The sequence below is a fragment of the Halopenitus salinus genome (assembly GCF_055397165.1).
This window is the reverse complement of sequence record NZ_AP043852.1, coordinates 237,308-259,407: the sequence shown is the minus strand read 5'-3', so window position 1 is coordinate 259,407 and position 22,100 is coordinate 237,308. Positions and strand designations below refer to the sequence as shown.

Here is a 22,100-nt window from a genome sequence, read left to right as displayed (position 1 = left end):
ATTAGATAGTTAGTTCCGGTGGGGGCTAGACTTCGAATTCGTTCTGTGCAATATCCTGTAGTGTAGAGTGGAACTGCTCCGCTTCGTTATAGGGATCGGACTCACCGTAAGCGACGCGCTGCATGGAGTTGTAGAGTGCCTCCCTCGTTGAGCCCCAACTGACGAACGCGAGAGCTGTCCCGGTCTCGATGATCTCGGTGAAGGGTAACCAGTCTTCGTCGTCCATGGTGCTTTCTATGTCCTCGTGAATCGGCGTTACCCAGTTCCCAGGATCGTTCTCGGCAAATAGTTGGAATGATTCCGTACTCGTGTAGATATCCAGGGCCTCCCACGCTGTATCCATATGCTCCGAATGGCTATTGAGTCCTGCCCATTCAACTTCGAGATATGTTCCTCTCTCAGCACCTTCTGCGTGTGGAAGATGTGTTACTGCCGTATGTTCGTTGAGGATCGTCTCGGAGTTCGGGCCTGCATCAGCCTGCGATGACCGCACCCATGGCCCATTTGGACACATTGCGAAATTACCTCGTGCATACGCTGAGTCCAGTTGTTCGTACCCCGTCCCGATACTGTTCGGATCCGCGACCGGATTATCAACGGCCCATATCTGATAGTACCAGTTATCGAAGATCTGCCCCAGAGTATCCGCACTTGGGACGACTGTCCACGAGTCGCCGTCAACTTCATAGAGAGCATCGGCATGTTGATAGACGTGTGAGATCCATTCCTGAAATCCACGAATGTCACCGGCTGCGGTAACATTCTTGTATCCGGCCATGTCCTCCTCTCCTTGATTGATCTCTCGACCGATCTCGTGGAGCTCCTGTGCCGTCTCTGGTGGTTCGAAACCATACTCTTCAAGGATGTCCTTCCGATACAGAAGCCCGCGACCGTTCCCATCCAACGGTAGTCCATAGAGTTGGTCCTGATAGCGAAGGGCATCTATGGAGGAGTCAATAAATCCATCGTAATTATCCTTATTCTGAACAGATTCGTCAAGTGGTTCCAGCAGGTCAGCCTTAGTATAGTCACTGACGTGGGAGAGAACCCCCTCGATCAAATCAGGAGTTCCGGTCCGTGCACCGGTAAGATAATTTTGTCGTAAATCTTGATACTGGAAGGGGACTAGGTCTATCGAAACGTTCAGTTCCTCTTCAACCGTCTGAACGTACCATTCGTTCCACGGGTCCAGTATTTCGTCATCAAAGAATGCACTCCAGTATGTGAGGGTTGTTCCACCTTCGGGTGTACTACCATTACCTGTTTCAGTACCGTCGCTAGGAGTACTATCATCGCCGTTGCCACCACCACCGGCACAACCAGCGAAAGCCGCTGCTAATCCTGTACCTGCTAATCGAAGATAATCACGCCGATCGGTATCGTATGGCATGTAATCACCAATTATCCCGGGTGTATATAAATTCACTTGTTAGATTCGAACACATGATTAATATATCTAATGTATGATGCTATCTGGTTCATCCCCCAGATTCGTTTATCAAGAACTTGTGGAAGTGGAAGGAAACGTTCTATAGGGAATCAACTGGTGAGAGGGACCTCGTCGCCGGGAGACTGCCTACGATTATAAACCGCCTTGCCAGTTTGAGCATCGAAGAGGTGTAGTTGCTCCTCAGGAAATAGAATATTCACTTCCGTGTTCTCCTGTATCTGTATTTCACCGGAGACACTAGCTGTGACGTGATTATCTCCGATATCAAAATAGATATACGAAATATCCCCCATCGGCTCGATCACGTTAACTGAGATCGGAATGGAGTTTTCCGTTGATTGTGAGGTGAGTTTAATGTCCTCCGGACGAATTCCGAGCGTAAATTCATTCCCTTCTTGTAACTCCGTGAATAGTGAGTCTGAGATCTGGTATTTGAACTCCGGATGTACGAGCGTCCGACCATCCAATTTCACGTTGAAAAAATTCATACTAGGTGACCCTATAAATCCAGCAACAAATCGATTTGTGGGCTCATGGTAGCACTCTAGGGGTGTCCCAACCTGCTGTACTTTTCCTTTATTGAGGATGACGATACGGTCGCTCATCGTCATCGCTTCGGTCTGATCGTGAGTGACATAAATTGTAGTAACGTCCAGAGTTTGCTGTAGATTTTGGAGTTCAGTACGCATTTCCGTCCGAAGTTTCGCATCAAGATTACTGAGTGGTTCATCCATCAGGAATACCTCGGGTTCGCGAACGATTGCCCGTCCTAGTGCGACACGTTGTTGCTGTCCTCCCGAAATATCGCTTGGTTTTTTTCCAAGTAGATCTTTAATCCCCATCATCTCGGCTACCTCAATGACCTTCTGATCGATTGCCTCATCGGAGAGCTCGGTTGTCATCTTCAGTCCAAAGGACATGTTCTCACGGGCAGTCATGTGAGGATACAGCGCATAATTCTGGAATACCATCGCCATATCCCTGTCCATCGGGGGACTATCGACGACCGATCTATCATTTAGTTGGATGTCGCCTTCGGTGGGAGACTCTAGTCCTGCAAGGCATCGGAGGGTAGTTGATTTCCCGCAGCCAGACGGCCCTACGAGTACAATGAATTCTCCTTTTTCAATCGACAAGTTCATCTCCTCAACTGCCACGATCGGACCATCTTCCCCCTGAAACTCCTTGGAAAGATCGATCACATCAAGATGTGCCATGGGTTCTCTTGTCAGTATACATTCCCCATATAAATAAGTTATTTACCCGTCAGAAGGAGAGGTCTCAATCTTAGTATACCGTACTATCACAGTAAATGTGAACAGTATAGGTATCTCGGTACACCATGTTCATAATTCCAGACAAAACATCCATTGACTCGTTAAGGTCGTTGCAGCACGCCATCTCTAGTACATGATGGAAATGATCAACCGCATCGCTGATCTCGTCTGTGACGCGGAAAACACCCGCTTTCGAAATATGTGGTCTAAAGTTCCGTCTCAGTCGATATATCCCTCACTGTGATAGCGTCCGGGAAATACACGGTAGTTCATGGCGGAACCGATACTCCTCGACACGATTAATTTCTTCAGTAACACTCTGTAATTGTCTCGGTAGCTCAGATCTAAACCGATGATGGCTCATACGCTCAGTAGGCGCGGAGATACTGACTGCGCCGAGGAGATCGTCGGATTCTCCGATCAGAGTGGTTGCGATACAGCGTACCCCCTCAAATTGTTCCTCGTTATCGAACGAGATACCACGAGATCGGATACGTTCTAGTTCCTTGTAGAGTTCGTCCGGGGACGTGATCGTGTTGGTAGTTAACCGTTCTAGGCCCCGTTCATCAATAATGGCCTCGGCTTCCGCCTGCGGGAGGGCCGCTAGGAATGCCTTTCCAGCGGCGGTACTATGCAGGTACTCCATCATTCCCATATGCGTGTGTGGCTCCGTCACATTCTCTCCGAGCGACTGGTACAGCGTGAGGCCATAGCCGGAATTCTCGACGATCAAACGAACCGTCTCGCCGGTCTTGTGAGCCAGTTCATCCACGTCTGCCCGTCCCATCTCAAAGACATCTTCGCACTTGCGCGCGCGTCCGCCATAGGTCAGAAAGCGGACTCCGAGCCGATACTGACCGTCAATTTTAGCTAAAAAGTTCCGCTGTGCTAATGTCGTCACGTGGTGATGAGCCGCACTCTTGGAAATGTCTAGTGCATTGGCGATCTCGGTGACTCCAATTTGGCCGTGTGTATGTATCACCTCTAATACGTCGAACGCAGTTTCAACTGATTTGATCGTACGTGGTCCCTCGTTCTCGGTGCTCATACCCCACTTGTCGTCTTTCCAAAGGCATAATCCTTTTGTTGATAACAAACACGGAGAGAATATCAATCCAAAAGCTGAGAAGAATGGGGATGTACGTCGGAGAATACTAGCGAGATCGGTCGACGATACTATCGGTCCGTAAACACCGAGAATCGTGGACAGCGCTTTCTCTGGCCAGGAAACACAAAATAGATTCAGATTGACATGAGACGAGGATAACGTCTCGAGTGTAGCTGACTATCGTTGAGTGAAGTCTTATCGAAGATCTCTCATCGGAAGTATTGACACAGATGACCGACGTTTCGGTCGTTATAGTAGGTATCCTTCTCAGCCGCCTACTGACTATAACCCCGATACGGATGTTGTGTGACCAAGTGATCAGTTCGTCGCTATGGACTGAGCGGATTCCTCAACTAGTTGATCAGGGAGATAGTCGGCGTTGGCAGCGAGTAGATCGTCGACCATGTCGTCGATCTCCTCGAGGGAACAAGTGGCAGCCGTGAGTGGATCGAGTTTGACTGCCTGTCGGAGTGCGTCCTCGTCATGTTCGAGTGCAGCTCTAACAGCCAAACGTTGGACGTCGATGTTTGATCGATTGAGTGCAGCCAGTTGTGGGGGCAGTTTGCCAACTGTACAGGGATTGATGCCACGGTCATCGACCAGACAGGGGACTTCGACACAGGCGTCAGACGCCAGATTCGCAATCGCGCCCTCGTCGTTACGTACGTTGATATTCATACGGCGGGGCTCCCCCGTCTCGATCGAGTGAATGATCCGTGAGCCGTATTCCTCCGATCGCTCAATTTCTGGTTCGATCTCGGAAGTATCCATCTCGGCGGCCTCTTGCTGGTACTCGCACCAGTGCTCGAAGTACTGTCCGGTTGGCATCCAGTCGACGAAGTACTCCTCGTAGTTCTCCTCAACGATAAACTGCTCAAGCGTCGCCTCGTCGGTACGAAAGTATGGGATGTACTCGCTCATATGGTGGCTGGATTCGGTGACGAACGCGTCGAAATGACGCAGAATCTCGAAGCGAACGTTGTCCCGATTGTAGATATCCCGCTCATTTATCGCTGCTCGTAGCGTCGGATAGACGCTCTTTCCGTTGTGTTCTGCCTCTAGGAACCATGCCATGTGGTTGATGCCCGCCACCTTGTACTCTAGTTCTTCTTTAGGAACCTCGACATAATTAGCGATGGCCTCAGCAGTATGCTGAACGCTATGACATAGACCAACGATATCGATTTCGGTGGCTTCGTCGACAGCCCAGCATACCATCGCCATGGGGTTGGTGTAGTTCAGCAAAAGTGCATTGGGGCACAGTTCTTCCATATCATGGGCGAGATCAAGCATCACGGGTGCGGTGCGCAACAGACGAAAGATACCACCGGGGCCGAGAGTATCTCCAACCGCCTGTCCGACACCGTACTTCGCAGGGATCTGGATCTCATTTTCGAACGGTTCACGACCTCCGACGTGGATCATGTTAAGCACGTAATCCGCGTCTTCTAATGCTTCTTCGCGTTCTGTTGTGGATTCAATCACCGCTTCGACGTCGTTGTGTTCAACTACTGCGTTCGCTGCAGTAACAGTCCGATCAAGGCGGTTCTGGTTAATGTCCATCAGGGACACTGTACATCCCTGTAGTTCTGGATACGATAGGATGTCACCCAGTAAGTTACGAGCAAAAATGACACTCCCCGCACCGATAAATGCAATCTTTGTCATGCGTCTCCCTAGTTTTATCCGGTCGTAATAAATAACAGTTTATAGTAAATTATTGCCGGTATTTGCTGTGCCCATGAACCTCGTGAATATTGTAACGTGTCTACACCGTGTTTGTTAATAGCGAACTCTACTGTTGTGAGGTTTGTTAACGGAAAACGAACTGGGCCGAGTCGGTTGAGCCGTCCGTAGAGTTCAAAAATCAAAGATATCAGGTATGTTGCGTCTCGTACGACCGATCATCATCTGAGTACTACAGTTCTTTCAAGTCGTTAACCCGGAGATGTGCTAACTCGGCAGTAAAGAGTGGGTCCTCGCACCATGGTCGGCATTAGCGGCGTAATTGATCGTGTCTACATAGTTTCTCTCAACAATACTACTTGTTGTTGGTTGTTTGTTTACTGCAAACTCACTTGACAAGCGTGCCAACTGTAGTGAACGATATCGCCGAGTAGGACACTGGTAACTTCAGAATGCTTGACCGGATTAGGCGGCCCAGATTATTACTATTGTAGCTCTGTAATGGCAAATGTTGGGCCAAAATCATGGTGGTGTTCAGATAAGCTGGTTCCATGCGAAGGCGTACGTTTGAAGCAGATTTTCGATGGTATCTTATTCGGCGTGGCTGAAACAGTTTGAGAACTGGTTGGTTCTCTGTTTTAGTTCTCTAAAGACACGTTCGACACTGTTCCGATTACCGTGTATTTCGTATCTGTAATCGAGATCGTGTCGATGAAGTGCTGCTTGCAGCGACGGTGCGGAATCGACGAAAAAGAGCGCTTCGTAGACGAGATGTTTCTCGCGGAGTTCGGCGAGAAACATCTCAGTAATCGCCTGAATTCTCGTCGTTAAGAGCTTGACGTGCAGCAAGTTGTTTGTGTCGGGATCGACGACGACGCACAGCGAGAAGCATTCGTCATTCAGCTGGATCACGGTTTCGGCAACTGCGACATGATCCAGATTAGTGCCAATGAGCGGCTGTAGATCAGCCTTCTGCACCCAGTTGTGAATGGTCGTTCGACAGCAATTGACACTCAATATATAGAAGATTGATATAGTATATGAAAGTGATAATACAGCCAAATGGAGTCGGATGCTGAGCTTCATCACGGGCTCGAGTGTCGCCTCTCGCTCTAGAAAATTTTAACTCGAAGCTGTCGGAACCTCTGATAAGGCGGGCGATCTCGAGCATAGGGAACTCAAAGATAGTTCCGCCTCACGTTTCATCCTTATCTGAACACCGCTGGAATGACGATGCAAATACATGAGTTCAGGGACATGGATGGTGACTTGTGGGACTACGATGGCGCACCTCCAAACCCCCCCACCCAGATGACGATGAAGATCCAGATATTGGGGTTGAGGCTGGTGAGAATGCTGAGCGTTTCGTAACGGGCTTTAATTGGGTTTTCTTGTGGTGGTACTATCTACCCAAGCGGTACTTTTCAGTTACTCTTAATGACAAGACCTAATCCATCAACCTCAGGCCGAGGCGGCAGTATATGTTATTGCTAGTCTGTCTGTTTGCATGGCGTAATCGGAGTTAGATATCCGTGATTCGACAGTTGACGACCTAGATAATTTGATAGATGATCGAGTGACGTGGGCAGTGGTGAGTATCGTCGTCGGATTCGCCGACAGCACGTCGACGAATTGGGAACGCATATGGAACTCACTTCAGTAGCAGGGGCAACACGGGAGACGAGTGTCGTCGGCTAAACACACACGATATCCGCATAGGTTGCGATACTGAATTTGCACCTTGCCACTCGCACGTCTATCGGAACATCCTTCTTTGCTGGTGGAAGACTCAACGATCAATTCGCAGTCGTCAGCGAATGGTCGTTTCACGCAATTTGGGTCTGTTGAATGAGTGTTCAACAGAGACACGATTCTCTCCTTCGCTAGAAACCCGTCGCCTATCTACGCGGTCTCGACGATCTCGTTCAATTCGTAGTATCGCGCTCGAAGCGTTATCGCGTTCACATTCGCCGCACCGGCGATCGCCTCCTGTGTCCGCAGGTCACCGAACTCCTCACAGGCCTTGTAGACACACCCAGCGGCGACGCCAGCAGGACTCCGACCGTTCGCGATTGCTGCCTCATCTGCGAGTGACGCAAGCTCTTGAGCTCGATGCCGAACGACGTCGTCGATAGCGAGTTCGGAGGTGATCTTCGGAACGTGTGACCGAGCGGTGACGATCGACGTCGGGAGTCCGAGTTCCGTATTCAACGTCTTGTACGCGGTCACCACTCGGGAGCGACTGACGCGCGCCACACTGACGACTTCATCCAACGTGATCGAATAATCGGCACATCGACAGGCGCCGTAGACACTCGCTGAGGCGATCGACTCCACCGACCGTCCACACAGCAGGTCCGCCGACTGGGCGCTACAGAAGAGCCGGCAGGCCTGATCACGGAGCGTCTCCGGGATGTCGAAGCCGCCAGAGATACGTCTTACCTCCTGGAGGCCACGCATCTGGTTCCGTTCCGCTTTCGATCCGAATTTGCCACGTCGATGTTCACGACGCAACCGGTTGAGCTGGCGACGCTTCTTCGAGGAGAGTTTCGTTCCAGTCGCATCAGTTCGGAACCCGATTTCCGTTGACAGCCCACGATCGTGGCGAGCCATCGTCCGTGGCGCCCCCGTCCGTTTGCGTTCCTCCCGGTTACAATACCGCCATTCCGGACCGCGATCGATGATCGTCTCCTCGAGGATGAGTCCACAGTCGTCACAGACGGTTTCGATCGACGTCGTCGAGACGCGACCACCGCACTCGGGGCATCGGTCCGTTTCTTGGTCGAACTGTCCATCCTCATCGGTCGTCGCAAAGATGTGTCTCGTTGCCATCTCAATCACTGATCGAGGGAGGTCACCATCTCGATGCTCCCCTCACCCCCATTTGGGGAGAAAAAATTCTCTGCGGGGCGATTCGGATCGGAGATCTGTGGGTGGAGCGGCGGCGTCTTGGACTACGTGACTCCGTCGGGAGTTACGATTCGACGGTATAGACCTCAGTCCGCAGATACACGACTCCAATACCCGTATAGATGAGGCCCAAGATCAGCGGGAACCACTCCTGTTGGAGGGCAAACATAGCTGCTTGTACAACTCCTACTCCAACCATCGTAAGTCCAATCCACGTCTTGAGACGATTACTCGCCATTTCCCTCGTCATCGTAGCCGGCCATCCGCTGTTGGGCGTCAGCGATCGCCTCGATAGCGACGACGAGCCGCCAGAAAAGGTAGATCACGATAAGGACGAGTCCAGGAAGCACTCCGAGTACCAGTTGGCCGACGATAACTATCGCATACGCCAGGATCAACGCGTACAGTACCACTATCGTGCCGAGCCAGGATCGCGAGAGGGCTGGCGAGGACCAGTGAGCCATAGAACAGCAAATAGACACGAAGAACTTTAGAATTACTTATACAGGCAGGTTAGGAACGAATGCACTCGCGATGAATGTGTCTGCGAGAAACAGCACATACGCAAAGCCGCCACTGAATTCGTGATCTTCGGTTCGGATCGGTGCATAGAGGTATGCAGTTAAGTTCAGTACCATTGGTGGATGACGTTCATTTCTCTTTGATTTTGGAGATCTTGGCCTTGTTTGGACGCGGAACAACAGTCTATTTCGTTCACCGGGCTCTGTAGAAATCCTCTTCTTCAGACAGATTCTTGCCTGAAACAGCCGGTCGATGAGCACACCTCAGCTAATGGCTGTTTCAGCCGATTTATATCTGAAGAATAGAATTTCTATATACTCTGATCCTATTATTTAGGCACTACACAGTTTGAACCGACGGAACAGCAGGTATTAGAGGAGTGTCATGTTGGTGTCTCGTACCGGAATATCAACCATTCGTGGATTGTTGCTACAAGGCTATCAGAGACTGGTTTCACCAGTGTGAGCACTTGTTCGACCCTGACTGCCAGATCGACAAGAGGTGGCGTCGACGAGACGAAAATCAACATTGACGGCTAGACTCTCTATGTCTGGACGGCAGTCAATTATCACACACTCGAAGTGTTGCACACCGATGTCTCTCCCGGCCGATCCAGTACCGATGCGTTGTTTTTTCTCCAAAAAGTGCTCAAGCGGTGCCACGTTCACCCCCTGATGCGGGCCGACCGTGGCTTCAAGCACCACTAGCCGCTGGAGCTGTTAGACTGCGACGCTGAGCGGGAAACGGGAGAAAATCGATCGCTCTCTGAAGCCTGGTTCGGTCTGTGAAATACCAAACTAGGCGCTTCAGGTACTGATTCCGGATGGTAGCTCCGCTGAATCAACCAGTTCGTAGATATGAGCCTTTGGCACTCTTCACAACACTCCCCTCTAAAGTTCACACCTATTAAACATAATTTTTCCAAAGGGTTAATATAGGTTTAGTTAGAAGTCCTATTACATGCCAATAGATGGCAATAAACTCGGGATAAGTGATCGAAGATCATACCTCAAGACACTTGGTAGTACTACCGCTGCAGCTTCACTCGGCCTGATAGCCGGCTGTACGGGCAACGGCGGTAATGGCAACGGCGGTAATGGTTCAACACCCGACGAGGAGCCGATCGATCAGGCGTTTTTATCCCCTGACAGTCTCGAGATCGATCTCTGGAGGGCGTTCCGAAACGGCATGCAAGAGGCGGCCGAAGACTTTGGTCTAACGAGCGACGCACAGGATCACGGTGGCCAACTCAGCGATCAGATCTCGCAAATCGAAGGCGCGATTACCAGCGGTGCGGACATGGTCGCCGCGACCGCTCCGAGCGACTCCGGCGTTCAGTCTCTCGCGGAGACCGCGGCGTCGGAAGGTGTGCCATTTTTCGAGTACTGGTCGATGGGTAAGTGGCTGCTGCCGTCGTCGATCGGACCGGAATTCGTCCAGTATCAGATACCAGAGACGTTTCACGCTGGAGCGATCCCTGCTCAAATCCTTTTCGAGGAAATGGGAGGGGAAGGCAACTACGTTATGATTTTGGGCCCTGAAGGCCACATCGGGTCGTACCGGAATCAGGGCGCCCGCCAAGCCCAAGAGGATTATCCCGATATTGACCTACTTGACGCAATTTACTCCGGCGGGTGGACCCGTAGACACGGCCGGGAGGTGATGTCATCATTCGTCTCAAACTACGGTGACGATATCGACGGCGTGTATGCTAACAATGGTACGCTCGGACTCGGTGCAGCCTCAGTTCTCTCAGAGAACGACATGGCGATCCCGTTCACCGGATTTGACGGTGCGAGTCCGAACATCGAGCACCTTCAGAACAACGGTCCTGACTCCGGCGAGCCGTATCAACTCCAAGAACAAGCTGCACCACCGTTCTGGCAGGGCGGCTGGTTCGTCGCGAAAGCCTGGGACTGGCTTCACGGATGGCGTCCTCGAATCCCAGAGCGGATGATGTGGGTCCGGACGACGACGGTTCTCAATCCCGGACTCGATCAATCGTCGTTTAGCGACATTGAAACCAGGTTCGCCACACCAGAAGAGTATCTCTCCGTCGCGTACAGCGACGGGCACTCCCCGTACGACTGGAAAGCAGCGTCAATCGAAGAGAGTGGTGACGACTGGGACCCGCAGCACGAACTCGTTCCGATCCGACAGTCCGAGTGGGAACAGCTCCAGTGGACCGAGGACAACCGACCGAGCGGACTCACGATCCCCGACGATTACGACAACGAACAGCTCTTCGACGAGGTCGAGGAGGACTACCGGTCCCGGAACGAAAACGGTATGAACCCATACCTGTAGTTGCTACTCCTCCAATAAGATGTCAATATAACAGAAAATTAAAAAAATCACATGAGTGCGAAGCCTGAAGCGGACGAACAGGAGAGGATACAGGACTCCGAGGTTCGGTTCCGTGTCGAGAACGTTCGGAAAGAGTTCAACAATGTCGTTGCTCTCGACGACATCGACTTCGAACTTCGTCGCGGCGAAGTCGTCGGTCTCGTCGGTGAGAATGGTGCCGGAAAGAGTACGCTTCTTAACATCCTTAGTGGGATTTACCAGCAGAATCGTGGAAACATCTACGTCGATGATGAAGAGGTCATCATTGAAAACCCGCGTGACGCTAGTCATGAGGGGATTGCTATTGTCCATCAAGAACAGAACGTGATTCCGAACCTCACGGGATACGAGAATCTGTTTCTGGAGCAATATCCTGATTATGCAACCATGGGTATCCTCGACTCCGGCGAATTGAAGCGGGAGGGAAAGGAGGTTCTCGATACGCTCGGTATCGAACTTGATCTGGAGAAGCGTGTCTCGGAATACTCGTTCAGCGACCGGCAGATGCTGGGTATCGCGAGAGCATTCACCGAAACGGTCGACAGCGACCATCCGATCATTCTGCTTGATGAGCCTACCGCCGGACTCGAGGAGGACGGTCGTGACCTGCTTTTTGACCGGATCAATGACCTCCGGGATCGGGCCTCGTTCGTGTTTGTTTCCCACGAACTCGATGAGGTTCTCGAGATCAGCGATCGCATCTATGTCCTTCGAGACGGGAAAGTAGTCGACCATCTGTGGCAAGAGGAGGCAACCGAGGACAAACTCCAGCACAGTATGGTCGGTCGGGAGATTGCTGAAGAATACTATCAGGTTTCGAAACAGCGTGAACTCACGGATGAGGGGGCGGTGTTGTCGGTGTCCGACCTAGGGAACGAAAATAGCTTCGAGTCGGTCTCTTTCGACCTTCGGCGCGGGGAGATCTTCGGCATCTGTGGTGTGATGGGCAGCGGGAAGAGCGCCCTCGGTCGTGTCCTGAGCGGTGTCGATGCCGCCGATACAGGGACGATAACCGTCGAGGGTGATGAGGTTACCACCGGCTCGGTTTCAAGGATGGTGAATGAGGGTGTTGGGTATGTTCCCAAGGACCGCCAATCAGAAGGGGCCCTTCTCTACCAGCCGCTTCGGGTCAACGTATCGCTTCCAAGTCTCGGGACGGACCTCGTAGCCGACAAGCTACCCGGGATGGGGACAATCAAGTGGCTCATCGACTTCGAGAAGGAACAAACCATGGCAAGGGACGTGATCGACGATCTCAACGTCAAAACGCCGGGTATCGAGTCCTCTCTCGTCCAGTTAAGTGGCGGAAATCAACAGAAGGTCGTCCTTGGAAAGAACCTCGAGCGTGAAGTGTCGCTGCTCATCATGGATAATGTGACTCGCGGTATCGATGTGGGAGCTAAAGAAGAAGTCTACCGGATCCTCCGTGGGCTAGCCGACAGTGGAGTCTCGATGGTGTTTATCGCTGATGAACTCCCTGAGCTCATCAGTATGAGCAATCGTATCGGTGTAATGAAGGACGGACAGATGGTCGACGTGATCGATGCACCACGTGATGACAAACCGACTGAATCGGAGATAATCAAACAAATGATCTAACCATGGCAGGAAACAATTCCGGAACCCCGGTCCTCAGCTGGATCGAAGAATATCGAAGAACTCGTTCTATCGTAGACATACTTGTCGATCTTGGTCCGTTCCTAATGTTGATTATCTTGATGATAGCTTTCACAGTTTCCACGGACGTCTTTCTCACCTACGACAATCTCGTCGGGAACGTGTTAATGAATAGCACGATCCTGTTGCTCGTTGCGCTGGCCGGAACGTTCCCCATCCTTCAACAGAGTATCGACCTATCCGTGGCTTCTATCGTTTCGTTTAGCGGTGTACTCACGGCGCTTCTTATCACCGACTACAACCTTGGGTTGCTCGCTTTGGTCTTAGGAACGCTCGCCGGAACAGGCGTCGGTCTGCTGAATGGCGTGGTATTTGCGAAGGGGAAGATCCCTTCGTTCCTCGTCACGCTCGGGTCGCTCTCGATATTCAGCGGATCGGCGTTGCTATTGACCGGCGGCAGATCAGTCCCCTTCAATGCGCCCGAGATTCGACAGATAGCCATCGGGAATCTCATCCCGACCGTACCGAACCTCGTCATATGGGGAATAATACTATACGTGTTGGTTTCCCTGCTCGCCTGGAAGACGACGTTCGGACGCTATACGTACGCGCTCGGCGAAAACGAGCGCGTGGCGGATTACTCCGGTGTGAAGGTCGACCGCTACAAGATCGGCGCGTTCGTTGTCTCCGGAACGCTATGTGGGCTTGGAGGCGTGCTCTTGGCCGCCCGTATCACGTCCGCGAGCCCGAGCATGGGTGACGGGCTACTGTTAGAAAGTATCGCAGCCATCGTCATGGGAGGGACTGCCCTTACCGGCGGTGTCGGTGGACCTCACCGGACTATCCTCGGTGTGATGGTCATCGGTGTGTTGACAAACGGGATGAACCTCCTGAGTATTCAGTCGTTCGTCCAGGAGATCATCCTCGGATTCGTGGTTATCTTCGCCGTGGCTATGTCGATCGATCGTGATAAGATCGACGTTATCAAATAGAGTCACGGCATCCCCTCCGCGTTTTGTTCTCCCCTTTGGGTGAAACTAAAAAACCCACCCTCCCGGGGTGGGATGGGATCTCACTGCGACTACCCGTGGCCGCCGGCGTTATTTAGAAATTAAACGTTCCATATTCCCATAATATTGATAAGAGTGGGCGTACTATCAATTTGCGTTATGTTACCCGTCGAATTCTCGTCCCGACGATCAATGAACTACGGAAACGTTCCGGCCATTAGACGCGAACAGGGATCACGAGCATGACGGACAGCGTTGAGGAAGCTGTGGCAACGCTGACTGACGCTGAATGGGTTGATCTCACGCATACGCTTGAAGAGGATATCCCCGCTGTACCGACTCACGCCCGCTTTGGACATACTCTCTATGAGTCGTATGAGTGGGGAGATGAGGCGTGCCACTACCGGATCACAATGGGCGAACATAGCGGCACCCACATTGATGCGCCGCTTCACTTCATCGCCGAAGGGGACGCACACTATGATGTCGCATCGATCCCGCTCGAATGTCTCGTCGGGCGTGCCGCCACAATTGATGCGACTGACGTAGAAGGAGGTAAAACCGTGACTCGCGAGCGGATCGAGACGTGGGAACAAGAACACGGATCTCTGCGAAACGGCGATCGGGTTCTCTTTTGGTTCGGATGGGACCGATACTGGGACACGGGCGAGACAGGTCAAGAATACTTGGACTCGTGGCCGGGACTGTCGGCTAAAGCAGCCGCATACCTCACCGACATCGGGATCGATCTTGTTGGATGCGATACCGCAGCCGTTGATGCCTCCGGAAACGACGAGTTTCCTGCACACTATGAGCTTCTCGGGGAGGAGACGTACATCGTGGAAAACCTGACTAACTTGGATCAATTACCGGCGTTTTCCGCTTTATTTACCTTCCCACTGAAGATCGACTCAGGATCCGGTTCACCGATCCGGGCAGTCGCAATGATCGATTGAATGGTCGATTCTGCTTTGTTGAATTCGATGACGGCGTCGGGGTCACTGTTTGAGCGCTTGTTCGAGATTGTAGACTGTGGGGATCACCACGAGCTCGCGGAACTCGCGGTACCATGCGTGAGGGTGGACAGCGGGGCCGAACCGACGCTTGATGGCCGAAAAGGCGGTCTCGGCCATCCAGCGCTGGCCGTATAATTCGCTGTCCAACCGGGCGTTGTGTGCGTGATCGTACGCAGCAAACAGCCGATGACGAAGCAAGGGCCGGACGCCCTCTGACCGGAGAGCGTCCCGGAGAGATTGGTTGTCATAGCCTTTGTCGCCGGCGATACTTTCTATTTTCTCGGTGTTACGAAGGGCGACTCGACGGCCAGTTTGGGTGTCGTGAGGCCAGTGTGCCGAGCAGTGAATATCGAGGATGGCACACGAGTCTGTATCGACGAGCGCCGTCGTTTTCAGCGTGCGTATATGGCGATCCGAGCGGTGTTGGTAGTGTCTCGATGCCGTTTCGCGGTCGAAGAATGTGGCATCGATGGCACCGTGCGAGCCCGGATCGCAGATGGTCGCGGACTCCCGGAGGAAGCCGCGCCACACCGACATGGGCACCCTCTCAAACGACCGGTACAGCGTTGAGGGTGCGGGAAATGCCGTCGCGCGAGCTGTAACAGACCACGAACGCGATCCATCTCGCTCGCCCAATCGACGATCTCGCGGTGCGTCGCGTCCATCTGAACCCGAAAAAAGTGGAGCGTGACATGCTTCCAGCCGGAAAACCCGTGGCCAGTCGGATCACTCACCGCCGTTGGACTGGCGGCAGAGCGCTTTTGAGCCAGCGACACGGCTTGCTTACCGAAGCGGAAGAGGAGTTTAGGCACATTCGGCTCTTCCGCTTCGCTTCCGTCTTCAGAGCGACGCTATCCTGCCGCATTCTGCGGATTCAACAGAACACCTTGGACATACTTCGGTGAGGGCACGCTATTGCTGTGCCCTCCGCCCTTCGAGGGGCAATAAAATCTACACGTACAAAGAGCAGTCTTGGAATTCGGTTCAACGAAGAGCTTCTATAGACACACTCGACCGTTATTGGATATCAGGGCGTAATGGGGAGAGCTCTTCCCACTGTGCATGATGTTCGACGCAAAGCGTCACAAGGTTTTCGAGCATATTTGCTCGTTCGTAGTCAATTTCTCCATCATCATGGAACGAGCGTAGTGGGATGACGTGATGCACATGCAGGCTTTTGCTGAACTGATCCCGATGAGTTTCACTGGAGATTTGACATCCAGGATGTTGACACTCGTAAGAATCACGCTCTAACGCTCGTGTTCGTATTGTCTTCCAATTCGGCCCGTACCAGAGTCGTTCCCGCTTTTCTGCCCCGGCCCACAATGGATGGTCAGGGCCGGTGAATGGGGTGAATGGTTCGTATCCTGCGGTCTTGATTGCTTCATTCCAACTCCCGAACTTTCGGATGTAGCCGCGGAGTGAGTATCGGCTATCGCTATTCAAATCGGAGATGAAGGGAGCACGACCGAGTTTCTCGGCTAATCGGTGAATCTCCTCGATAAGTTCCTCACGTGGGATTTCCTCGTGATTGGGCTCGAAGCCAACACTCCGTAGTGCGTTATTCCAGCTTCCGAAATGCTTGGTGGCCGCTTTTCTCGAATATTGCCCGTACTCGTTCATCTCCTCGACCGTTGGTGGATGACCGAGCTGCTCGCTGAGTGATTGAATGGCTTCGACAACCTCCGCTTTCGAGACGGTCGCTGGTTTGTTGATTTCAAGCCCCGCCTCCCGGAGTGCATCGTTCCAGGTTCCAAATTCGGTGATGTACGCTTTCTGCGTATACCGCCCCTTTTCGTCCATTTCGCTCATAGCCGGTGAATGGCCGAGTTCCGTGGCGAGTCGCTGTAGCGCGTGTATGAATTCATCTCGCTGCTGGTCTTCTCGGTGGTTCTGCGAGATGTGGCCTGCTTTCTTTGGACCTGATTCGAACTCGGTGCCGCAGTACTCGCGTTCGTAGCTGCCTGTTTCGTTGGACATAGTGATTCAGCGAACGCGAATTGAAGGCGCTCGCACCCCTCGGTGCGCCAATAAACTCTCAGTGGCCCGCGGGTTGGCCTGTTGTCAAGGTCGTGGCTGCGCGCGCAGCGACCGGAGGGAGCGAGCACGGAGCGGTGGGTGGGGAGGTGGGGTTTGGGTCGGCGCCGGCATCAGCAAAAAGGGGATCGCGACGATCTGGCTACTCCCACCACCGACCGCGCTCGGGGAAATGGACCGTGCTCCACCCGGTCAACGCGAGTGAGACGCGCCCCTCGTACCAGTTTCGCGCCGCCCCGTAGATGCGCACCCGTTCGCCCTCGCGCATCCACGGTTGCTTGGACGCCTTCCACACGGTCACTCGAGTCGTTCCACTGTCGTCACTGATGAGTCCGACCTGCGCGATCTTCCGACTCGACGGCTCCCACAACGTCTCGATGCGCCCTTCAACCGCCACCTCTCGTCGATCGACGTCCTCGAGTTTCTCGATCGGCACGATCCGTCCCGGCCCCAGCTGGAGTTCTTCGAAGGTCTTGATGACCGCAGCCATCTTACTCGTTCCACGCACCAACTCTCCGGCCACCCGCCGACTGATCGCCGCTCGCGTCCAGCCGCCGAGCTGCTTCGCTAATCGCCGCGCCTGCCTGTTCACGAACGCCAACTCGTCCTGGGGAAGTTCTTCCCGAGGATCCGGCCGATCCGGGTCAGCTAACGGGTCCACGCTCGCACGTCGACGTTCGAAGTCCACTCGTCGGGCCGCGCTCCCCCGCGCCGCCGCGCTCCGCGTTCGCTCCTCGCGACCCTCCTGGGTCCCGAATGCCGCCCGGGCACTGATGCGCGCCAACTCGTCCTCCCGCGCCCGAATGCACTCTTCCTGTTTCAGGGTCACACCGTGGATCCGTTCCTGGCTCGTGTCGACCATCCCGTCCGGGTGATTGGCGTCCACTTTCGCTTGCACCTCCATCTGCACCGTCGCCCGTAGCTCCGGCGTTTCGTCGACGACTTCGAACCCGTCCTCGTCGACCTCCGGCTCATCCACGTGTTCGTACGCCTGCTCATCAACCGAAACCTCATTACCAAAGACGTTCTTACTAGACATTGGAGTTACTTGCTCCAAAGGCGCTCACGACGCGCCACCACCCGCGCTCTATCGCGGGTTTTTCACGACAGTTACCGACAGGAGTCATCTGCGCTCTCGCTCGCGCCTTCGCGCACGCCTTTGGCGGGCGCGAGCGAGAGCGCCCGACACGACGGGCCACAACCAGCCCCGCGCGGCGATCCGCCCGGCGCGAGCGTCCAGCGGAGTAAGCGTAGGGGGCGAGCAGCCACGCAGCGCAGCCCCCTGCGGTTACCCGCTGGCGTCGAGGGCACATGCACTTTAGCCCGGAACGGGCGCTCGCTGTGCGGAGAGCGCCCGCACGCCCGGAATGGTCGGTCGCGAGCGAAGAGGCGCGACCCTGGGAGCGCCTCGACGCGAACGGCGACCGTAAGGGAGCCGTGAGCAGGCGTCGGGCGGCACGCGGCGAGCGGGGCGATCCGTCTCGTTATACCGACCAACCGCCGTCGACGATCGGCTGGTACGTTCTACTGAGGACTCCTGAGGAATTTACAGATACTTCGTGGTGAATTCCGTTGGGGAGTTTTAGATTGTAGTTGACTACCTTTCCGGAATCATGCTAGTGACTCTGTTGAAATCCTCTGCTTTCGGTAGGAAATAAGCTGAAACAACCAATTTCTGAACTCTGCGTATTTATTACTACAGTCGCGGTGTTCAGTTTCTATCCAAATTGAGAACACGCATTTTTTACCATATTGTGGAGAAAATCAGTTGCATGCCCTCCCTGAAACGTGTCCACATTGTCGCAGCATTCGTCCTGCTTGGTGTCACTGCGTTCCTTTACTCGGTGATTATCGCCCAACAACTCCTTCTCGGCACGGGCGTTGCGATCGCGTCCTTCGTCGTCGCAACATTCGCGTACTACGGGGGTACCAACCGAAAGACGGCCACTCGCGCAACGATCATCGTCACACTCATTTATGGCGTTTTCACTCTCCAGCTTCCTATTGCTGTCATCGCGGCCTGCGTCGTCTACCTCACCGTGTGGCTGACCGGCTCGGACAGCCCACTCGACGCACCTGACACGCAGGTCTTCCCGGTCGAATCGACGGCTACCAACGAATCCGACGATAGCAAGTGAACCGGGCGATCTACGGGTCTCTTGAGGCGATCAGTCACCCGATGCTTGGTACGTGGTTTGTTCAGTGATTCACCTGTACTGAGTGATTCGTGAGTCCTCTGAACAGACCGCAATCATGTCAAAACTCATCCGCTACTGGATTTCTAAAAGAACTGCCACTCCCGCACTGTCTTACTCCCCACCATCGAGATACTCATTAATTAATATCGGTACAATCACTCCGACACCTAGTATCACAGCAACAGACAGCCATGGTGGCGGCTCAGTTACGCTATCAAGTCCAAACAATAGCACTATCGCCAGTGCGATAAATCCGATTCCGACCGTGTTTTCGCGGGAGACCATAGAGTCAAATTTCTCGTGCATTCGATAAAACTGGATCGCCAGTCCACCAAGCATCGCGTCAGGTTCTCTCCCCTCGTTGGGTTGATCGACTTCGGCATCATGTTTGGCGATCGCCAACGCTGACAGCGTCGCAATCCGTCGGCTATGGTCGATGACGGATCGTTGCCCACACGTCACCGACGCCGTTCCGATACGGAAATCGACGTGGGCCGAATGGGTGACTTATCGTCGATCACGGTGAATCTCTCTTCCATATCCCCACCAGAACCTGTGGCACGAAAGCGAACTCAGAGGTCGACGTCTTATTCCGTCTTCGCATCGACGTCGAGGGCTGTGGTCCAACCACGGTGGAACACAGCGAGCTGGACGATCGAGTTGAATGCTTGGTCGCTTGGCTCGTGGACGAGAACCCGTTCGTTCGGAACCGGTGTGACGAGACCGTCGTCGACGAGAGTGTTCACGAGAAGGTGGGCTTCCCTGTCCTCGAGGTCCGCTACCACCACGTGTACAGCATCTTGATCCTGAGCGAGGAGTTCTGCTTCGAACCGTTCGTAGTCGGATGATACATCACCGAATGTGTCTGTACCGTTCATCATAATCACACGAGTGCACCGTAGGGCGCCTCAGTCATTCAGGCGCACAGAAACTCCGGGCTCGTTAGTCGTAACCAACACTACGGAGTGCTCCGTCTCGTTGTTGGTCAACGGTGAAATCGGCTTCCAGGACGCCGACCGGTCGTCGTCGCCAAACGGTCTCGGCGGATTCCTGTGAACGTCTATCTCCATTGTTTCGTCTGTGAAAGTGTATTTTGTGTCCTCTCAGGGAGTCTCCGTCCGATCGACGGTAATTGCACTGTATGCTGGAGCGATGTTCGGATTCTTTGGGGTACTACTGCTCCGGTACGCGTCCACCGCATGGAGATTTTGAAGGAGGCTATCGACTTTCTAGGACTGCAGTGGGAAGCGTCAAAAGGTCCACTCACCGGTATTGAGGGATATTCTTAGATACTACGTGCCGTAGTACCTTCGACCATCCCAAGGCATTCGTCTGCCCCGCCGATAGACGATCAGCGGTCACGAATTCGATCTCGAGCGGCCGCAAACCGAACGGGATCTGTCTCTCCAGACGCAGCCATATCGTTTGCAGACTGGAGTTGAGAGTTGATGAGTCGATTTTGCTGGCGTGACCACTCTTGATCGTCGTGCGTCCGAACGTACTTGGCCCACCGTTTGATCATCGCACGCCGTTGTTCCATGTTCCGGCGTTGATCATCCTCAAACGCGGTTGAGTTCTGCATAGTAGTTCTCGACTCCGAACTCTTTGACGTACGTTTCAAGCTGCTCCGTATTAAATCGTTCCTCGAACGTCAGATACAGATGGATGGCGTCTTCGAAATCCTTGCCATTGAGACTGTCTGCAGCTTGTGCAAGTCGGAGTTTGTACGCAATCTGGAGTTCAAGCGGACTGATCTTGATCTGGCCATCAGAAAATGTGACCGTGAGGGGGTTCGAGAGAGCTTCGCGCTCAATGTCGTTTGAGACGAACCACGTCTCGAAGTTCGGATACATCTTGCCGTCCTCTGCAATTCGAATACGGCTCCCCTCGTTCAACATTGAATACATCTCATCAAGTGGCATGGCCATTCCCCAGTACCCCCGATCTTTGAGTTCTGAGACCAATTCCTCAGTCTCCGTTTCAGACAGGGGCTCCAGAATGACGTCGATATCCTCCGTCGAGCGAGATCGCCCCGTGAGAATTGCGACGTACCCGCTAACAATGACGTAGTCAACGTTACAGGCATCGAGGATCGCTGTGAAGTCGAGTACGTCTTTGTCGAGTTCTGAAAGCTCTCGTGAAAGTGAGAGTGTGTCGTCACTGAGTTCCATCAGTTTCCACCACGGAATACGGATACACTGAGTGTTGGGTCACTTCTATCCATTTGTGTATTGAGACACTCATTCATTGGATTTTCTTCGGTATCATGACTTACATTCCCTCCGATCTGATTGGGTTCGAAGCCAAGGGAGTGGAACACCCGGATCGAAATTTCGTGACGTGAGGAAGACATCTTCTTAACCAACAATTCGCGAACTCCGCCGATCGTGTTGGTTACTCCATGTTCGGATGCTTCCAGAGAACGTGCACTGGCGCAACACGGAATCTGTCGAGACCACCGACAGATGAATCCTGGTCCAGAGCCGCAGTTCGATCTCGGTGTGAGCCTCGGGTGAGTTGGATGATCAGCTCATCGCGAACGGTCTCGCGGTCGATCGTGGTTGCACTCCACCCGAGTCGCTCGTCGAAGTGCCGCTTGGTGAACGTCTCACCAACACCGTCGACGGCGATGTACTGCGTCCGTTTCACACCCCACATGTGCCACGAGATGACCTCCGCGCCGACTGGTTCATGCGTCATCTCGACGAGCGCACACTCCACCAACGCGACGATCGACGTCGGACTTCGATCGGTGGGAAGCGCCACGTCCAGATTCGCCCACGATGGTGCGACTTCTGACTGTCTCGGGATATCCTGTACCTCGACGTCGTCGAACGTACTGTCTAAAGACATTGGTCTATACGAGAGCTTACTGCGTGCTCCCGCACCCCTCTGGGGGAGAAAAAATACTCCTGCGGAGCGA

At 53.4% G+C, this 22,100-nt stretch carries 18 protein-coding genes and 2 pseudogenes; 5 read left to right on the top strand and 15 right to left on the bottom strand.

What is annotated here, in order from left to right; all coding sequences use genetic code 11:
* Nucleotides 1-25: 25 nt before the first annotated feature.
* The 7 genes and pseudogenes from ACZ5YD_RS01240 to ACZ5YD_RS01210 form a co-directional block, all read right to left on the bottom strand.
* Nucleotides 26-1,390, bottom strand: a complete 1,365-nt coding sequence (locus ACZ5YD_RS01240) for an ABC transporter substrate-binding protein (RefSeq protein ID WP_379739906.1) — start codon at nucleotides 1,388-1,390, stop codon at nucleotides 26-28.
* 149 nt (nucleotides 1,391-1,539) lie between these two features.
* Complete coding sequence (locus tag ACZ5YD_RS01235) at nucleotides 1,540-2,667, bottom strand: ABC transporter ATP-binding protein (protein ID WP_379739909.1); 1,128 nt, start codon at nucleotides 2,665-2,667, stop codon at nucleotides 1,540-1,542.
* 295 nt (nucleotides 2,668-2,962) lie between these two features.
* A complete protein-coding gene (locus ACZ5YD_RS01230) occupies nucleotides 2,963-3,775 on the bottom strand; it encodes an IclR family transcriptional regulator (RefSeq protein WP_379739912.1) in 813 nt (270 codons plus the stop codon).
* A gap of 378 nt (nucleotides 3,776-4,153) precedes the next feature.
* On the bottom strand, nucleotides 4,154-5,503 hold the full coding sequence (gene melA, locus ACZ5YD_RS01225) for an alpha-glucosidase/alpha-galactosidase (RefSeq protein WP_379739915.1): 1,350 nt from the start codon (nucleotides 5,501-5,503) through the stop codon (nucleotides 4,154-4,156).
* A gap of 609 nt (nucleotides 5,504-6,112) precedes the next feature.
* A pseudogene (locus tag ACZ5YD_RS01220) lies at nucleotides 6,113-6,692 on the bottom strand (IS6 family transposase).
* A gap of 731 nt (nucleotides 6,693-7,423) precedes the next feature.
* Nucleotides 7,424-8,353 carry a transcription initiation factor IIB gene (locus ACZ5YD_RS01215; protein WP_379739917.1) on the bottom strand — a complete coding sequence of 310 codons (930 nt, stop codon included), beginning with the start codon at nucleotides 8,351-8,353 and terminating at the stop codon, nucleotides 7,424-7,426.
* A 305-nt stretch (nucleotides 8,354-8,658) separates the two neighbouring features.
* A complete protein-coding gene (locus ACZ5YD_RS01210) occupies nucleotides 8,659-8,895 on the bottom strand; it encodes a DUF8066 domain-containing protein (RefSeq protein ID WP_379739919.1) in 237 nt (78 codons plus the stop codon).
* Between the two features lie 1,018 nt (nucleotides 8,896-9,913).
* Between ACZ5YD_RS01210 and ACZ5YD_RS01205 the strand changes: the two genes are divergently transcribed.
* From ACZ5YD_RS01205 to ACZ5YD_RS01190, 4 genes are all read left to right on the top strand, one after another.
* Nucleotides 9,914-11,260 (top strand): sugar ABC transporter substrate-binding protein, encoded by a 1,347-nt coding sequence (locus ACZ5YD_RS01205; protein WP_379739922.1) that lies wholly within the window; start codon nucleotides 9,914-9,916, stop codon nucleotides 11,258-11,260.
* A gap of 51 nt (nucleotides 11,261-11,311) precedes the next feature.
* Nucleotides 11,312-12,898, top strand: coding sequence for a sugar ABC transporter ATP-binding protein (locus ACZ5YD_RS01200; protein ID WP_379739925.1), 1,587 nt, complete (start codon nucleotides 11,312-11,314; stop codon nucleotides 12,896-12,898).
* A 104-nt stretch (nucleotides 12,899-13,002) separates the two neighbouring features.
* The gene (locus ACZ5YD_RS01195) at nucleotides 13,003-13,908 is read left to right on the top strand and encodes an ABC transporter permease (RefSeq protein ID WP_379739965.1); all 906 of its coding nucleotides are present in this window, start codon (nucleotides 13,003-13,005) and stop codon (nucleotides 13,906-13,908) included.
* A 260-nt stretch (nucleotides 13,909-14,168) separates the two neighbouring features.
* Complete coding sequence (locus tag ACZ5YD_RS01190) at nucleotides 14,169-14,882, top strand: cyclase family protein (protein ID WP_379739928.1); 714 nt, start codon at nucleotides 14,169-14,171, stop codon at nucleotides 14,880-14,882.
* 42 nt (nucleotides 14,883-14,924) lie between these two features.
* Here the strand turns inward: ACZ5YD_RS01190 and ACZ5YD_RS01185 are convergent.
* The 3 genes and pseudogenes from ACZ5YD_RS01185 to ACZ5YD_RS01175 form a co-directional block, all read right to left on the bottom strand.
* Nucleotides 14,925-15,754 (bottom strand): annotated as a pseudogene (locus ACZ5YD_RS01185) (IS5 family transposase).
* Nucleotides 15,755-15,959: 205 nt separating this feature from the next.
* Nucleotides 15,960-16,922 carry a homing endonuclease associated repeat-containing protein gene (locus ACZ5YD_RS01180; RefSeq protein WP_379739931.1) on the bottom strand — a complete coding sequence of 321 codons (963 nt, stop codon included), beginning with the start codon at nucleotides 16,920-16,922 and terminating at the stop codon, nucleotides 15,960-15,962.
* A 199-nt stretch (nucleotides 16,923-17,121) separates the two neighbouring features.
* Nucleotides 17,122-18,018: an SOSS complex subunit B family protein gene (locus tag ACZ5YD_RS01175; RefSeq protein WP_379739934.1), complete on the bottom strand. Its 897-nt coding sequence runs from the start codon at nucleotides 18,016-18,018 to the stop codon at nucleotides 17,122-17,124.
* Between the two features lie 733 nt (nucleotides 18,019-18,751).
* Here ACZ5YD_RS01175 and ACZ5YD_RS01170 point away from each other — a divergent pair.
* Nucleotides 18,752-19,117 carry a hypothetical protein gene (locus ACZ5YD_RS01170; protein WP_379746582.1) on the top strand — a complete coding sequence of 122 codons (366 nt, stop codon included), beginning with the start codon at nucleotides 18,752-18,754 and terminating at the stop codon, nucleotides 19,115-19,117.
* A gap of 171 nt (nucleotides 19,118-19,288) precedes the next feature.
* On the opposite strand, the gene ACZ5YD_RS01165 is transcribed toward ACZ5YD_RS01170, so the two are convergent.
* The 5 genes from ACZ5YD_RS01165 to ACZ5YD_RS01145 all read right to left on the bottom strand — a co-directional run bounded on the left by ACZ5YD_RS01165 (nucleotide 19,289) and on the right by ACZ5YD_RS01145 (nucleotide 21,943).
* A complete protein-coding gene (locus tag ACZ5YD_RS01165; RefSeq protein WP_379746585.1) occupies nucleotides 19,289-19,579 on the bottom strand; it encodes a hypothetical protein in 291 nt (96 codons plus the stop codon).
* A gap of 185 nt (nucleotides 19,580-19,764) precedes the next feature.
* Nucleotides 19,765-20,055, bottom strand: coding sequence for a hypothetical protein (locus ACZ5YD_RS01160; protein ID WP_379746588.1), 291 nt, complete (start codon nucleotides 20,053-20,055; stop codon nucleotides 19,765-19,767).
* Between the two features lie 473 nt (nucleotides 20,056-20,528).
* Nucleotides 20,529-20,699 (bottom strand): hypothetical protein, encoded by a 171-nt coding sequence (locus tag ACZ5YD_RS01155; protein ID WP_464384448.1) that lies wholly within the window; start codon nucleotides 20,697-20,699, stop codon nucleotides 20,529-20,531.
* A gap of 37 nt (nucleotides 20,700-20,736) precedes the next feature.
* Nucleotides 20,737-21,348 (bottom strand): hypothetical protein, encoded by a 612-nt coding sequence (locus tag ACZ5YD_RS01150; RefSeq protein ID WP_379746591.1) that lies wholly within the window; start codon nucleotides 21,346-21,348, stop codon nucleotides 20,737-20,739.
* 223 nt (nucleotides 21,349-21,571) lie between these two features.
* Nucleotides 21,572-21,943: a hypothetical protein gene (locus ACZ5YD_RS01145; protein WP_379746594.1), complete on the bottom strand. Its 372-nt coding sequence runs from the start codon at nucleotides 21,941-21,943 to the stop codon at nucleotides 21,572-21,574.
* Nucleotides 21,944-22,100: the final 157 nt, after the last annotated feature.

Excerpts from the sequence above, each read along its gene's own strand:
- ACZ5YD_RS01240 (WP_379739906.1), bottom strand. The coding sequence starts at position 1,390 with ATGCCATACGATACCGATCGGCGTGATTATCTTCGATTAGCAGGTACA.
- ACZ5YD_RS01235 (WP_379739909.1), bottom strand. The coding sequence starts at position 2,667 with ATGGCACATCTTGATGTGATCGATCTTTCCAAGGAGTTTCAGGGGGAA.
- ACZ5YD_RS01230 (WP_379739912.1), bottom strand. The coding sequence starts at position 3,775 with ATGAGCACCGAGAACGAGGGACCACGTACGATCAAATCAGTTGAAACT.
- melA (WP_379739915.1), bottom strand. The coding sequence starts at position 5,503 with ATGACAAAGATTGCATTTATCGGTGCGGGGAGTGTCATTTTTGCTCGT.
- ACZ5YD_RS01215 (WP_379739917.1), bottom strand. The coding sequence starts at position 8,353 with ATGGCAACGAGACACATCTTTGCGACGACCGATGAGGATGGACAGTTC.
- ACZ5YD_RS01210 (WP_379739919.1), bottom strand. The coding sequence starts at position 8,895 with ATGGCTCACTGGTCCTCGCCAGCCCTCTCGCGATCCTGGCTCGGCACG.
- ACZ5YD_RS01205 (WP_379739922.1), top strand. The coding sequence starts at position 9,914 with ATGCCAATAGATGGCAATAAACTCGGGATAAGTGATCGAAGATCATAC.
- ACZ5YD_RS01200 (WP_379739925.1), top strand. The coding sequence starts at position 11,312 with ATGAGTGCGAAGCCTGAAGCGGACGAACAGGAGAGGATACAGGACTCC.
- ACZ5YD_RS01195 (WP_379739965.1), top strand. The coding sequence starts at position 13,003 with ATGTTGATTATCTTGATGATAGCTTTCACAGTTTCCACGGACGTCTTT.
- ACZ5YD_RS01190 (WP_379739928.1), top strand. The coding sequence starts at position 14,169 with ATGACGGACAGCGTTGAGGAAGCTGTGGCAACGCTGACTGACGCTGAA.
- ACZ5YD_RS01180 (WP_379739931.1), bottom strand. The coding sequence starts at position 16,922 with ATGTCCAACGAAACAGGCAGCTACGAACGCGAGTACTGCGGCACCGAG.
- ACZ5YD_RS01175 (WP_379739934.1), bottom strand. The coding sequence starts at position 18,018 with ATGTCTAGTAAGAACGTCTTTGGTAATGAGGTTTCGGTTGATGAGCAG.
- ACZ5YD_RS01170 (WP_379746582.1), top strand. The coding sequence starts at position 18,752 with ATGCCCTCCCTGAAACGTGTCCACATTGTCGCAGCATTCGTCCTGCTT.
- ACZ5YD_RS01160 (WP_379746588.1), bottom strand. The coding sequence starts at position 20,055 with ATGAACGGTACAGACACATTCGGTGATGTATCATCCGACTACGAACGG.
- ACZ5YD_RS01155 (WP_464384448.1), bottom strand. The coding sequence starts at position 20,699 with ATGATCAAACGGTGGGCCAAGTACGTTCGGACGCACGACGATCAAGAG.
- ACZ5YD_RS01150 (WP_379746591.1), bottom strand. The coding sequence starts at position 21,348 with ATGGAACTCAGTGACGACACACTCTCACTTTCACGAGAGCTTTCAGAA.